This is a genomic window from Borborobacter xinjiangensis, from assembly GCF_047739745.1.
Lineage (GTDB): Bacteria > Pseudomonadota > Alphaproteobacteria > Rhizobiales > Rhizobiaceae > Pseudaminobacter.
This window is the reverse complement of record NZ_JBLLVA010000007.1, coordinates 44,206-57,116: the sequence shown is the minus strand read 5'-3', so window position 1 is coordinate 57,116 and position 12,911 is coordinate 44,206. Positions and strand designations below refer to the sequence as shown.

Annotated in this window: 11 protein-coding genes and 1 riboswitch; of the genes, 4 read left to right on the top strand and 7 right to left on the bottom strand. The window is 63.6% G+C overall.

The features are described 5' to 3' along the window. Entirely contained in the window at window positions 1-642 is a 642-nt protein-coding gene (locus tag ACLKMW_RS10130; protein ID WP_415724338.1) for a thiamine diphosphokinase, read from the bottom strand. A gap of 107 nt (window positions 643-749) precedes the next feature. After that, window positions 750-872, top strand: a riboswitch (TPP riboswitch). Between the two features lie 42 nt (window positions 873-914). Here ACLKMW_RS10130 and thiB point away from each other — a divergent pair. The 4 genes from thiB (at window position 915) to ACLKMW_RS10110 (ending at window position 6,184) form a co-directional block, all read left to right on the top strand. Continuing rightward, window positions 915-1,916 carry a thiamine ABC transporter substrate binding subunit gene (thiB, locus tag ACLKMW_RS10125; RefSeq protein WP_415724337.1) on the top strand — a complete coding sequence of 334 codons (1,002 nt, stop codon included), beginning with the start codon at window positions 915-917 and terminating at the stop codon, window positions 1,914-1,916. Between the two features lie 236 nt (window positions 1,917-2,152). After that, the gene (thiP, locus tag ACLKMW_RS10120) at window positions 2,153-3,790 is read left to right on the top strand and encodes a thiamine/thiamine pyrophosphate ABC transporter permease (protein ID WP_415724336.1); all 1,638 of its coding nucleotides are present in this window, start codon (window positions 2,153-2,155) and stop codon (window positions 3,788-3,790) included. Next, window positions 3,787-4,560: a thiamine ABC transporter ATP-binding protein gene (gene thiQ, locus ACLKMW_RS10115; protein ID WP_415724335.1), complete on the top strand. Its 774-nt coding sequence runs from the start codon at window positions 3,787-3,789 to the stop codon at window positions 4,558-4,560. Before thiP ends, thiQ begins: the two co-directional genes overlap by 4 nt. A 187-nt stretch (window positions 4,561-4,747) precedes the next feature. Next, entirely contained in the window at window positions 4,748-6,184 is a 1,437-nt protein-coding gene (locus ACLKMW_RS10110) for a M48 family metalloprotease (protein WP_415724468.1), read from the top strand. A 9-nt stretch (window positions 6,185-6,193) separates the two neighbouring features. Here the strand turns inward: ACLKMW_RS10110 and ACLKMW_RS10105 are convergent, their stop codons facing one another. From ACLKMW_RS10105 to ACLKMW_RS10080, 6 genes are all read right to left on the bottom strand, one after another. Beyond that, the gene (locus ACLKMW_RS10105) at window positions 6,194-7,051 is read right to left on the bottom strand and encodes an RNA polymerase factor sigma-32 (protein ID WP_415724334.1); all 858 of its coding nucleotides are present in this window, start codon (window positions 7,049-7,051) and stop codon (window positions 6,194-6,196) included. Between the two features lie 313 nt (window positions 7,052-7,364). Beyond that, window positions 7,365-7,556 (bottom strand): DUF6494 family protein, encoded by a 192-nt coding sequence (locus ACLKMW_RS10100; protein ID WP_415724333.1) that lies wholly within the window; start codon window positions 7,554-7,556, stop codon window positions 7,365-7,367. A gap of 239 nt (window positions 7,557-7,795) precedes the next feature. After that, window positions 7,796-8,380 (bottom strand): CarD family transcriptional regulator, encoded by a 585-nt coding sequence (locus ACLKMW_RS10095; RefSeq protein ID WP_415724332.1) that lies wholly within the window; start codon window positions 8,378-8,380, stop codon window positions 7,796-7,798. Between the two features lie 375 nt (window positions 8,381-8,755). After that, window positions 8,756-9,094 (bottom strand): ferredoxin FdxA, encoded by a 339-nt coding sequence (gene fdxA, locus ACLKMW_RS10090; protein WP_415724331.1) that lies wholly within the window; start codon window positions 9,092-9,094, stop codon window positions 8,756-8,758. Window positions 9,095-9,244: 150 nt separating this feature from the next. Next, complete coding sequence (locus ACLKMW_RS10085; RefSeq protein ID WP_415724330.1) at window positions 9,245-9,631, bottom strand: RNA-binding S4 domain-containing protein; 387 nt, start codon at window positions 9,629-9,631, stop codon at window positions 9,245-9,247. Further along, window positions 9,632-12,799 carry a helicase-related protein gene (locus ACLKMW_RS10080; protein WP_415724329.1) on the bottom strand — a complete coding sequence of 1,056 codons (3,168 nt, stop codon included), beginning with the start codon at window positions 12,797-12,799 and terminating at the stop codon, window positions 9,632-9,634. Window positions 12,800-12,911 lie beyond the last annotated feature (112 nt).

The window sequence follows — 12,911 nt, the reverse complement described above, 5'->3', positions numbered from 1 at the left end:
TCAGATGTCCGAAGGATAGGGATGGGCAATCAGCATCGCGCGACCGCTATCGAGCGCTATGCGCAGGTTGCCGCGCACTTCATTGGAGAGGGTGAGCGAGGAGCCGAAGGGCACCTCGACACGGTCGAGAGGCCACTTGGCGCCGGTTTCGGTCAGGCCGGAAAGTTCGGAAAAGCCGATCACCGAAAACACCGTTCCGTCCGGATAGTCGAAACTGGTGGTGCCGGGCAGGAGTGGCCGCCCTTCCTGATGGCCGCTGGTCAGGACGACAGGTGTTCCATCCTCAGCCAGCCGCACCGCCAGCGCCAGATGCAGATATGCATGGTCGGCTCGCGACCCGCCGAAGGCCCCGGCCAGCACCAACGAGGTCGCACCCATGTCGAGCGCCGCAGCGATTGCGAGTTCGCCGTCGGTGTTGTCCTTATCGGGGGGGAAGACGTCGCGCGGGACCCCCGAATAGTCGTCCAGCAGGTCGGCCGGCGTCGAATCGAAATCGCCGACCCATAGCTCGGGCATCACGTCGAGCATGGCCGCATGGCGGATGCCGGAATCGGCGGCAATGACGCGGCTGCCCGCAAGCTGCGCTTCAAGGCGGGGCGTACGGATGAGGTCGCCGCCAAGCAGGATGAAAAATCGGCTCATTGTCGCTCGCCTCTATCACGCCGTCCCCCCGTAACGGAAGGGCGGAGCTTGCCGGAGCGAAAGCCAAACAGCGCTTGCGCGCCCCCTTGCTCCGCCCTATGTCTATCGACGCTCTAACGGGGTGCCGTGTGCATGGTTCATGTGCCGGCTGAGAGGTTTAGGGGAAACCCAGCCAACCCGCTGAACCTGATCCGGTTTGTACCGGCGGAGGGATTAGATGCTTCGGACGTCCGGCGCTTCAATTCCCCTCAACAGCAATGAAGGAGGCGCCGATGCGCACACTGCTTTTCTCCCTGGTCTCCGCTCTCGCGCTTGCCGCTTCCGCGCCTGCAATGGCTGCCGAGAAGCTTACCGTCTACACCTATGAAAGCTTCACGGCCGAGTGGGGGCCGGGTCCGCAGATCAAGAAGGCGTTCGAGGCCGAATGCGGCTGCACGGTCGATTTCGTTTCGGTGGCCGACGGCGTGGCCCTGCTCAACCGGGTCAAGCTCGAAGGTGAGGCAACCAAGGCCGAAATCGTGCTCGGACTCGATACCAACCTGACGGCCGAAGCGCGCAAGACCGGCCTGTTCACAGCCTCGGGCGTCGACGCTTCCAAGGTCAAGGTGCCGGGTGGGTGGAGCGACGATATATTCGTGCCGTTCGACTATGGCTATTTCGCCGTGATCTACGACACGGAGAAGCTCGCCAACCCGCCGGCCAGTCTCAAGGAACTGGTCGAAGGCGATGCCAGCGAAAAGATCGTCATCCAGGACCCGCGCACCTCGACGCCGGGGCTCGGCCTGCTTCTGTGGGTCAAGGCCGTCTATGGCGATAGGGCTCAGGAAGCGTGGGCGAAGCTTAAGAACCGCGTGCTGACGGTGACACCCGGCTGGAGCGAGGCCTATGGCCTGTTCACCAAGGGCGAGGCGCCGATGGTGCTCTCCTATACGACATCGCCTGCCTATCACATGATTTCGGAAGGAAGCGAAAGATACAAGGCGGCCTCCTTCGCCGAGGGTCATTATCTGCAAGTCGAGGTGGCCGGCATCACCACCACCGGCGCGAAGAACCCGCTGGCGAAAAAATTCATGGAATTCATGGTCGGCCCCGGCTTTCAGGACGTCATTCCCGAAACCAACTGGATGCTTCCTGCCGGAGAGACCGACAAGCCGCTCAATCCTGCATTCGACAAGCTGATCAAGCCGACGACCACCCTCGAGATTGGTTCGGAAGAAGTGGCCGCCAATCGTAAGGCCTGGGTCGATGAATGGCTGGCGGTGATGAGCAAGTAGTAGGCGCGCCTCGGGAAACCGGTAATGAGAGTGCCATACCCCCCTCTGTCCTGCCGGACATCTCCCCCTCAAGGGGGGAGATTGGCTTTCACGCTCGTTTGCATCTCTCTTGCGACGATAGAGAGGAAGGGGGATTTTGATGCCGGCGTGATCTCCCCCCTTGAGGGCGGGATGTCCAGGACAGAGGGGGGTGACGTCGGCAAGGCCGACGTGCAACCTTCCCTGGCGCTCCGCTCATGCGCAGCTTAGGTCGCGTGCAGTCCGCCCACCACGCCGACGCCCGCATAACCGCCGGCGTGCTAGCGCTTGCGGCGGTCACCCTTCTCATCGGCGGGGCGTTTGTCGGTCTGGTCGTGGAGGGCGCGGGCGACCTGTCGGGCGCGTTTTCGGCGTTCGATTCCTATCTGATGCGCGTTGTCCGCTTCACGCTTTGGCAGGCTTTGCTGTCGACCCTGCTTTCGGTCATTCCCGCTCTGTTCGTTGCCCGCGCTTTGTCGCGGCATCCTTCATTTTGGGGCCGCGGCCTGATCCTGCAGCTTTTCGCAGTGCCGTTGGCGCTGCCGGCGATCGTCGCAGCACTCGGCGTGCTGGCGCTCTACGGCCGCGCCGGCCTCTTCGCCGACATGTTCGGCGCGATCTCCGGCGAGGATTGGCCGGGAATATACGGACTGTCAGGCATTCTGGTCGCCCATGTATTCTTCAACCTGCCGCTGGCAGCACGGCTATTCCTCGAAGCCCTGAATACGGTGCCACCAGACCAGTGGCGGCTGGCGAGCCAGCTTGGCATGGGGGCACGGCCGGCCTTTCGGCTGGTCGAATGGCCGGTGCTGCGCGCCAGCCTGCCCGGCGTGGCCGGCCTGGTGTTCATGCTCTGCATCACCTCGTTTACCATTGTGCTGACGCTGGGTGGCGGCCCGAGCGCCACCACGCTGGAAGTCGCCATATACCAGTCCCTGCGCTTCGACTTCGATCCGGCGCGCGCCGTGGCGCTGACGCTGTTGCAGATCGTCCTGACCATGGCCGTGGTGTTCGCCCTGTTGCGGCTCGGCGTCGCTGTCGCAGCCGATCCCAATCTTTCGGTTACGCAGCGCCGCTTCATTTCAGCCTCGCGTAGCGAGACAACGCTCAACGCCTTGCTGCTCGCAGCCACACTTGGCTTCGTCGCGGGACCCATGCTGGCGACGGTGTTTGCCGGGCTTGGTGCCGATCTTGCCCGCCTTGCCGGTGAAAGCGCGGTGCGCAGCGCCGCCGCGACGAGCCTTGTGCTTGCGCTTCTATCGGCATGTCTTTGCATTGTGCTGACGCTTGCGCTGGTCATGGCGCGGCGCGCTTTGGCGCTCAGGCGCGGCCCCGGCCGCAAGTCGGTGCTGGAACAGGCAACCGACACCGGCGCCGGCTTCGTGCTGGTGGTGCCGCCCATCGTCGTCGGTGCCGGGTGGTTCGTGCTGTTGCGTCATTTCGGCGACGTCTTTGCGGTCGCTCCGATCATGGTCGTCACCGTCAACGCGGTGATGGCGATGCCCTTCGCCATTCGCGCCATCCGCCCGGCGCACGATGCGGCAAGCGAACGCCACGAGCGGCTTTGCGCGCAGCTGGGTCTCGCTGGCTGGAACCGGTTGCGACTGATCGACTGGCCGGTGCTGCGCCGTCCGCTGTCGACAGCTTTCGCTTTTGCCATGGCGCTTTCGCTCGGCGATCTTGGGGTGATCGCGCTGTTCGGCAGCGATCAGGTGCAGACGCTGCCCTATCTCCTGCTTGGGCGCATGGGCAGTTATCGAACGGAAGATGCGGCCGGATTGGCGCTGATGCTCGGCCTGCTCTGCCTGGCGCTGATGATGCTGGCGGGTCGGCTCGGAAAGGACCATGCGCCATGAATTCCAGGACACGGCCGACTGGCGCGGCGATCAGGCTGGACAAGGCCGCGTTCTGCTATGGCGAGATGTCGATGCGCTTCGACGTGGAGATAGAGGCGGCGGCGATCACCACCGTGATGGGGCCGAGTGGATCGGGCAAGTCGACGTTGCTCAACCTCATTGCCGGCTTCGAGACGCCGCAGTCAGGTCGCGTGCTGATCGGCGGCAAGGATGTGACCGAAGCGCCGCCCGCGGCGAGGCCGGTGTCGATGGTGTTTCAGGAAAACAACCTCTTTGCCCATCTGACCGTCCAGCAGAATGTCGGCCTCGGCCGCTCACCGTCGCTGCGGCTGACCGCCGGCGACCATGCGGCAATCACGCAGGCCCTCGCTCGAACAGGGCTTGCCGGGAAGGAGAGGCGTCTGCCGCGCGAACTCTCCGGCGGCGAGCGGCAGCGCGTCGCGCTGGCGCGCGTGCTGGTGCGCGACCGGCCGGTGCTGCTTCTCGACGAGCCATTTGCATCGCTCGGCCCGGCTTTGCGGGAAGAGATGGTCGATCTGGTGGCGGGCGTCCACGCCGAATCTGGAATGACTGTGGTTTTCGTGACACATCAGGCAGAAGACGCACGCCGAATGGCCGGAAACATGGTGTTTATCGAGCATGGAGCGGTTAGTGCGACCGGTAAGACGTCGGCTTTTTTCGGCGAGCATGGACCTTTGTCCTTCCGGCATTATATTGGCCGGGAGGCGGAAGAGGCGCAAACGACGAGAGGCGCCCGGAAGCCGACATAATTTGCGGCCAGAGGGGCATCGGAACCTGACCGTTTTCCCATCTTGCGTAATTGGGCGAATAAGTCCACGCATCGAATCCGCGCCGATGGGCTTTGATCTCAGAAAGGACGCCGAACTGTCGACCTGCGCGCCCATAGCCGGAACGTCGCCCTCGCGCCTGCGCCGCAGCACGCGCGCCTGTGCAGCCATGGCTACGCTGGCGCTCCTCGCAGGCTGTCAGATGTTCGGAGGAGATCTCAAGGAGTCGGCCTTCCGTCCCTCCGACAACCCGGTGACGGTCGACAGTGTTTCGCGCAACAACAGGTTGGCGGAGCTGGCGCGCAGCCAGCATCCGCGCATATTGGCGACCTATGGCGGGGAATATTCCGATCCCAAGCTGGAGCGGATGGTCGCGAAGGTTGTCGGCAATCTCACTACGGTTTCGGGCAACCCGACCCAGACCTACCGCATCACCATCCTGAACTCGCCCAACGTCAACGCCTTCGCACTGCCGGGAGGCTATCTCTACGTCACTCGGGGTCTCCTGGCGCTCGCCAATGATTCGGCCGAACTTGCGGCCGTCATTTCTCACGAAATGGGCCATGTCACCGCCAATCACGGCCTACAGCGCCAGCAAAAGGAAGCCGAGGAGGTGCTGGCCACCAAGGTCGTCACCGACGTTCTGGGCGAAAGCCCGACAGCAAAGGTGGCGCTGATCCGCGGCAAGCTCAGGCTGGCGCAGTTTTCGCGCAACCAGGAACTGGAAGCGGATGCCATCGGCATCAAGGCGAGCGCTCAGGCTGGGTTCGACCCATTCGCCGCCGGACGGTTTCTGCAATCCATGGCGGCCTACAGCGATTTCCGCTCGATCAGCGGCGCCACGGATCCAAGCCTCGATTTTCTGGCAAGCCATCCCAACGCTCCTCAACGCATCGAGTTGGCCAAGCGCCATGCTCGCCAGTTCGGCGCGCCGGGCACCGGCGTCACCGAGCGCGATTCGTTCCTTGCCGGCATCGATGGCCTGTTGTTCGGGGACACGCCGGAAGAAGGCTATGTGCGCGGCACCACTTTCCTGCATCCGCGTCTCGGCGTGAGCTTTTCGGTGCCGTCGGGTTTCGTCATAGACAACAGTGCTGCCGCCGTGACGGCGACCGGACCCGGCGACATCGCCGTCCGCTTCGACGGCGTGACGATCGACAAGGGCGTCGCCCTGACCGATTACCTACGCAGCGGCTGGGTTGCCGGGCTCGAGGACGCGAGTGTGCGCACCGAGACGATCAACGGCAACGAGGCGGCACTGGCGTCGGCCCGGGCCGACGGATGGCAGTTCGACATCGTCGTCATCCGAGCGGGCGGACAGGTCTACCGCCTGCTGACTGCGGCGCCTATTGCGAGCACGGCGCTGAATTCCGTCGCTCGCTCGGTGAGCGGCTCCTTTCATGTGCTGACGGCGGCTGAAAAAGCCGCGTTGAAGCCGCTGCGCATTCGCGTGGTTACGGTACGGCCTGGCCAGACAATGGGCACACTCGCCGCCCAGATGGTCGGCGTCGACAGAAAGCTCGATCTGTTTCGCGTGCTGAATGGGCTTGCGCCCGGCGCCACGGTGTCGGCCGGCGACAAGGTCAAGATCGTCACCGACCGGTGATCCGACAGGTCAGGCGGACAAGAACGCCGGGCTCTCCTTCACCAGCGCCAGTCTCAGCTTTTCCATCGCGCGGTTTTCGATCTGGCGAACGCGCTCCTTGGAAATTCCGAGCGTCTGGCCGAGCGACTCCAGGGTGGCGCCTTCGTCCTGCAACCGGCGCTCCTCGATGATCCGCAATTCCCGGTCATTGAGAACGCCAAGCGCGTTCTTCAGCCAGCTTGAGCGACGCTCGACATCAATCGCCTCGCCGGCCACCTCGTCGGGCAGGGGCTCATCCGATATCAGGAAATCCATCCGGTCGGCCGAGCGGCCTCCGTCGTCGACCAGCGGCGCATTGAGCGAGGCATCCGGGCCGGAAAGCCGCGAGTCCATCATCGCCACATCGGCTTCCGAAACTCCGAGGGCCTCCGAGACCTCCTTGTAGAGCGCGGTGCCGGAGAGCGTGTCCGGTCCCTGGGCAAGGCGTGCGCGCAGCCGGCGCAGATTGAAGAACAGCGCCTTTTGAGCCGAACTCGTACCTCCGCGCACGATAGACCAGTTGCGCAGGATGTAGTCCTGAATGGAAGCCCGGATCCACCAGCTCGCATAGGTCGAGAACCGCACGTCGCGATCAGGCTCGAAGCGCAGCGCCGCCTCCAGCAAGCCTACATATCCCTCCTGGACGAGATCGCCCATGGAAAGGCCGAAATAGCGGAATTTGGTTGCCATGGAAATGACGAGGCGCATGTGGGCAGTGGTGATGCGGTGCATCGCCTCCTGGTCGCCGTGATCCTTCCAACGCAACGCAAGATCGTGTTCTTCGCTCCGTTCAAGGTAGGGCGCCGCCATGGCAGCGCGGATCATCTTGCGCCTAGCCTTGTCTTCCATCGTCTTGCGCTCCCTCACTCAGGGGCGTTCGATCTCGCGTCCACCTCGCGACTACGGGTGTTTCAACATCCGACCCGGGAACGCCGACCCTCTCGGGATTGGGTTGCTCTACTTTCCCTCGACGCATCAGAACGCGTCTCAGGAGGGAATTGTTCCATGGGCTTTGTGGAGGACGCGGCAGATCGCGGGGACGGATGGGGGCGTCTTGTCTGCCGGAGGACGCAAAACCGCCGAAGCGGCGAGCTTCAGCACGCGCTTACCAGTATTCCCCGACTGAGGAATGAGTGCTCTGAGGTTGATATTCCCGGCCGGCTCAGGAGAGTTTCAGTTCTCCGTCCACGACATGATTGAGGTCGGTGCCTTCGGCGGTGAGCGTCATGCGAACCCGCATCCGGTTGCCGCTGACCTTGCCGTTGCGCACGATCGCTTCGATCTCGCGCTGGGAGGTCACGCCGACTTCCTTCAGGAATTTACGGATCGACATGTTGAAAACTTCCTCGTCCATGACGAACTCCATTCTTGCTTGCGGCACGCGGCTGCCCGGTCCGGTGTGCTATCGGGAGGATTGTAGGCCAGGGACGGGAAGTATCAAGCACACTGGATCGCCGTGCATCCTGACGGACGCACATTGTCGATCCATCTCTTTGTTTGAGCATCGGACCGAAAACGATGCTCTTCCGCGGGCGCAAAAGAAAAACCCGGCGTTTCCGCCGGGTTCGAATTACGTCCGATTGAAGGGCGGCCTTATGCGGCCTCCTCCTGTTCGGCTTCCTCGTTGTCGGCCTCGGCCTTGGCGCCGCGCTTGGGCCCCTTGGCGAGGTTAACTTCGATCATACGGACCGCCTCTGTCTCCGACAGGCGGTTGACTGCGGCGATTTCACGCGCCATGCGATCGAGCGCAGCCTCATAGAGCTGCCGCTCCGAATAGGACTGCTCGGGCTGGTTGTCGGCACGGAACAGGTCGCGCACGACCTCCGAGATCGAGATGAGGTCGCCGGAGTTGATCTTCGCGTCATACTCCTGCGCGCGGCGCGACCACATGGTGCGCTTGACGCGCGCACGGCCCTGCAGCACGCGAAGCGCCCGGTCGACATAGTCGGTTTCCGAAAGCTTGCGCATGCCGATGGCGGTCGCCTTCGCAACCGGCACTTTCAGCCGCATCTTGTCTTTCTGGAAATCGATGACGAACAGCTCAAGCTTGTGGCCCGCGACTTCCTGCTCGTCAATGGCCATGATCTGGCCGACGCCATGCGCAGGGTAGACGATGTACTCTGCGACCTTGAAGCCGTGACGAGCTGCGGACTTCTTCTGCGGGGGTGTGGTTGCCATACGCACTGAACTCCTTTTGTGGCGCCGGCTATAACGCCGGCAAACCGGATGGGCGGCCGAGACGGCCGAACGATATACCGCAAACAGACGAAGACCTCCGGGGAAGCCGGCACAGGCTCAACGCGCTCAATGCGTTGCCTAGCCCAAGTAGCCTTGGCCCGGAGCTTGTACTAACCTTTCAGTGATTAAGGCGTTGCGCCATAAGTCGACAGCTTGCCAGCGGTATGTTGAGGATTGGATACCACAAAAACTTGAAAGAATCAAGGATTTGCTGCAGGCGCGAAGAGGCCCCCGGATGCAGAGCGATGGAAGCCGGCTGACGAAGGCGTCCCGACCGCGGCGCGACCTCGCGATCAGCCGGGTACTGCTTGCGACTTAGTCGCCGCCGCCAGGCTCGGCGGAAAAATACTTCTCGAACTTGCCCTCGACGCCGTCGAATTCCTTGGCGTCTTCGGGCGGAGCTTTCTTGGCCGTTATGTTCGGCCATTTCGAGGCGTATTCATCGTTGATCTGGAGCCAGCTTTCGAGGCCGGGTTCCGTATCGGGCTTGATCGCGTCGGCTGGGCATTCGGGCTCGCAAACGCCGCAGTCGATGCACTCGTCAGGATGGATGACGAGCATGTTCTCGCCCTCATAAAAGCAATCCACCGGACAGACCTCGACGCAGTCCATGTATTTGCATTTTATGCAATTGTCGGTCACGACATAGGTCATGCTAGTGGCTCCGGGGCTTGCCCCTTCCTTCCTTTGCTGGATGTGAGGTAACCGCTTTGACGGGGTGTTTCAAGGGCGGCCATTGCGCGCAGTCGCGCTCTCCTGGAAAGCCGTTCCGACTTGGCGAACGGGATTGGACGGAAGCGCTCGTCAATCGCTGTCGCGCAGCCGGTCTGTCTCGCGCCGCTCGCGTTTGGTCGGACGACCGCTGCCCGGATCGCGTTGCGGCCCCAAGTTTCCTTCACCGCGGGCTTCCCTCGGTGCTGGCTGCGGCGAAAGGTCTTCATAGAGCAGTCGCGCTTCCTCTGCCGGACCGCGCCGGGTGCCCGGCGCAACGACCCGGTAGACGAGAATGCGCCGCTCCAGCGTGATCGTCAGCACATCGCCTGGCTTAATGGAATCTGCGGCCTGGCTGGTTTTCTCCCCATTTATGCGCACGCGCCCGGCCTGGGCGAGTTTTGCCCCAAGCGAGCGCGATTTGACGGCGCGCGAGAAGAACAGCCATTTGTCGATACGCTGACGACCGTCGGCTGGCATCTACTTCTTGAGCTGGTCGCGCAATGCAGCAAGCTTGGCGAAGGGCGAGTCCGGATCGACGCGCACAGGCCGTTCCTCGCGCGGCTTCGGCTGGAATGCCGGCTTGCCGTGCCCGCCCTTGGCCGGGCGGCGATCGTCGCGGTGTTCATGCCTGCCATTTCCGGCATTCGGCTTGGCCGATTTCTTGAACTTGCCGCGATCGAAACGGCTCTTGCCATCCTGCTCACGCTGATCGCCGTCGCGCTCCGGCCGGCCGCCATTTTGCTGGCTCCTTGCCTCCGCCGGACGGCCGCGCTGGCGGTTGTCCTGGCGATGATGCGTTCGCCTGTCGAAGCGGGCGGGACGCCAAAGCAGAATGGGCTTCGGCTCTTCGGCCTGGCTTTCGGCGGCGCTCGGTTGCGACGCTTGCTCGGTCGCAGTCGGGGCCGCATCGACCGATCCTACTGGTGGCGCGGTGTCTTCGACGTTCGTTGGGAGTGCGGCCGCGTCACCAGCCGTCTCGGTGCGATCTTCCGAGGGAGCGGCAAAGTCCTGGCTTCCGTCAATGGCACCGGCGTCGGCCGCTGCTTGTTCAGGTCGAGGATCCACCGCTGCGGTCGGTTCACTTTCCGTGGCGCCCTCGCCGTCGGGCTTCGTATCGGCATCCGCAGCTTTCTTCGCCGCAAGTGCTGCTTCGTCGAGCACTTCCAGTCGCGCCTTGACCTCGGCCGCCGGCTTGGCTTCGCCGCGATAGCCGAGACCCTTCAGAATATCCTCGATATCGTCGGCGGTGGCGCCGAGGATGGACATCATTGCCGGCGTCACCAGGAAGGCGCTGCCGTCATAGGCGCCGTCAGGACGGGGTCCCGCGCCGGCCTTCCAAGCTAGGGCCGGCCGGATCAGGTCGGCCAGACGCTCGAGAATGTCGACGCGCACGGCCCGCCGGCCGAGATTGCGAAAGCCCGCCAGCTTGTAGAATGCCTTGTCGAAGGCCGGGTCGATGATGACCGAGGTGCGGCCCGCCGCCAACGAGTGGACCACGTCTCCGAAGCCCGGCAATTCCTTGCCGTCGTTCTTCAGCGCCCATAGCAGCGTCACCAGCCCGGCCGGTCCGGGCTTCAGCAGCGCGGGCAGGAATATGTGATAAGCGCCAAAGCGCACGCCCAGCCGCCTCAGGCTCGCACGGCCCTCCTGATCGAGCGTCTTGATATCGTCGGCGATTTCGCGGCGATTGATCAATCCGAAATTCTCGACGAGCTGGAAGGCGATGCCGCGCGCAATTCCAGTCAGTTGCTCGGCATCCCTGAGCGCGATCAGCGGCTTGAGCAGGGTTTCGATCTGGAAATTGACGAAGCGATCAGCGCGCGCGGCGACCTTGTCGCGCGCCGGACCGGTGAGTTGCTCGTCGGCAAGCAGGATGACGCGGGGTTTCAGCGCGTCCTCCCCGGCGACCAGCGTACCGACCGGCGAGCCGATCCAGCGCAGCGTGCCGTCGGAGCTGAGCGCGAGATCGCCATTGGCGCAGGTCGAAAAACGCTCCGCGCGCGTCTCGAACTCGGCGGCGAGCGCTTTTTGAGCAGCCGCCCGGATGGCCTTGCCGTCTTCCCCGGCCGCGGTCTGGTCGGCGGTGAATCGGAACCCTTGCAATTCCCCGACATGATGGCCCTCGACGAGGACCGTTCCGGAGGGGCTGATTTCTGCTTCTGGCATGGCATTTTCTCTGAGGCGGCGCATAAGGACGGAAGTCCTGCGGTCTACAAAACGTTTCGTCAACCGGTCATGCAGCGCATCTGACAATCTGTCTTCGATTTCTCGCGTCTTTTCCTGCCAGTGTATCGGATCGGCAAGCCAGCCAGGCCGGTTCGAAACATAGGTCCAGGTGCGAATCTGAGCGATGCGGTGCGAAAGCGTATCGATGTCGCCTTCAGTGGTGTCGGCGCGGCGCACCTGCTCGGCCATGTAGTTTTCATCGACATGGCCACGGTCGGCGATGTCGACGAAGATCGAGGCGACAAGATCGGCGTGCTGTGCCGGGGCGATACGGCGGTAATCGGGAAGCGCGCAGACCTCCCATAAAAGCGCTACCCGGTCGCGGCCGGTCGCCAGTGCCTTGATGTCGGGGTCGCGCGAAAGCTGTTCCAGCGCCTGCGCGTCCACCGCCGGCAGCGCCCGCGTCAGTCCCTCGACCGGCGCCGTCGCCTCAATGGAATGTTTCAGCGCTTCGAGGCTGGAAAAATCGAACTGCACCGTGCGCCATTGCAGCACCTTGACCGGATCGAAGTCGTGACTCTCGATCTTGTCGACCAGTTCGTCGTCGAAGGGATCGACCTGGCCGGTGACGCCGAACGTGCCGTCGCGTAGATGCCGTCCCGCGCGTCCGGCGATCTGCCCGAGTTCGGCCGCCGTCAAGGCCCGGTATTGAAAACCGTCGAACTTTCGGTTTTGGGCAAAGGCGACGTGGTCGACGTCGAGGTTCAGACCCATGCCGATGGCGTCGGTGGCGATCAGATAGTCGACGTCTCCGGACTGATAGAGCGCGACCTGCGCGTTGCGGGTGCGCGGCGAAAGCGCGCCGAGAACGACGGCCGCACCGCCGCGCTGGCGGCGGATCAGTTCGGCGATGGCATAGACCTCGTCGGCTGAGAAGGCGACGATCGCAGAGCGTCGCGGCAGGCGGGTGATCTTCTTCGAGCCCGAATAGGCAAGATGCGACAGGCGCGGCCGCGTCACCACCGACACGCCGCGCAGCAGCCGCTCCAAAATGCCGCGCATGGTGGCCGCACCCAGAAGCAGCGTCTCCTGGCGGCCACGCAGATGCAGAATGCGGTCGGTGAAAATATGGCCGCGCTCCAGATCGCCGGCAAGCTGCACCTCGTCTATGGCGACGAAGGCTGCATCCGTTGTGCGCGGCATCGCTTCCACCGTGCAGACGGAGTAGCGCGCGCCAGGCGGCAGGATCTTCTCCTCGCCGGTGACCAGCGCGACTTTGTCGGCGCCGACCTTTTCGCAGACCCGCCCATAGACCTCGCGTGCCAGAAGCCGCAGCGGCAGGCCGATGATGCCGCTTTCATGGGCCACCATCCGCTCGATCGCCAGATGGGTCTTGCCGGTATTGGTCGGCCCGAGCACGGCGGTCACATCGCGGCCGGAAAGCAGGAGCGGGGCGGATTGTCGGGGTTCGATGTTCATCGTAGGCGGTTCGGCCTTTCCCACGTGTGTTTCGCGACCCATGCTGACAGGCCAACGCGGTAATTTCCAGGCAAGTCGTCTCGCTGCGACAGATAGGCAGTCGGAAGCGGAA

Coding starts and splice junctions, on each gene's coding strand:
- ACLKMW_RS10110 (WP_415724468.1), top strand. CDS start 4,748: ATGGCTACGCTGGCGCTCCTCGCAGGCTGTCAGATGTTCGGAGGAGAT.
- thiQ (WP_415724335.1), top strand. CDS start 3,787: ATGAATTCCAGGACACGGCCGACTGGCGCGGCGATCAGGCTGGACAAG.
- ACLKMW_RS10080 (WP_415724329.1), bottom strand. CDS start 12,799: ATGAACATCGAACCCCGACAATCCGCCCCGCTCCTGCTTTCCGGCCGC.
- thiB (WP_415724337.1), top strand. CDS start 915: ATGCGCACACTGCTTTTCTCCCTGGTCTCCGCTCTCGCGCTTGCCGCT.
- ACLKMW_RS10105 (WP_415724334.1), bottom strand. CDS start 7,051: ATGGAAGACAAGGCTAGGCGCAAGATGATCCGCGCTGCCATGGCGGCG.
- thiP (WP_415724336.1), top strand. CDS start 2,153: ATGCGCAGCTTAGGTCGCGTGCAGTCCGCCCACCACGCCGACGCCCGC.
- fdxA (WP_415724331.1), bottom strand. CDS start 9,094: ATGACCTATGTCGTGACCGACAATTGCATAAAATGCAAATACATGGAC.
- ACLKMW_RS10100 (WP_415724333.1), bottom strand. CDS start 7,556: ATGGACGAGGAAGTTTTCAACATGTCGATCCGTAAATTCCTGAAGGAA.
- ACLKMW_RS10085 (WP_415724330.1), bottom strand. CDS start 9,631: ATGCCAGCCGACGGTCGTCAGCGTATCGACAAATGGCTGTTCTTCTCG.
- ACLKMW_RS10095 (WP_415724332.1), bottom strand. CDS start 8,380: ATGGCAACCACACCCCCGCAGAAGAAGTCCGCAGCTCGTCACGGCTTC.
- ACLKMW_RS10130 (WP_415724338.1), bottom strand. CDS start 642: ATGAGCCGATTTTTCATCCTGCTTGGCGGCGACCTCATCCGTACGCCC.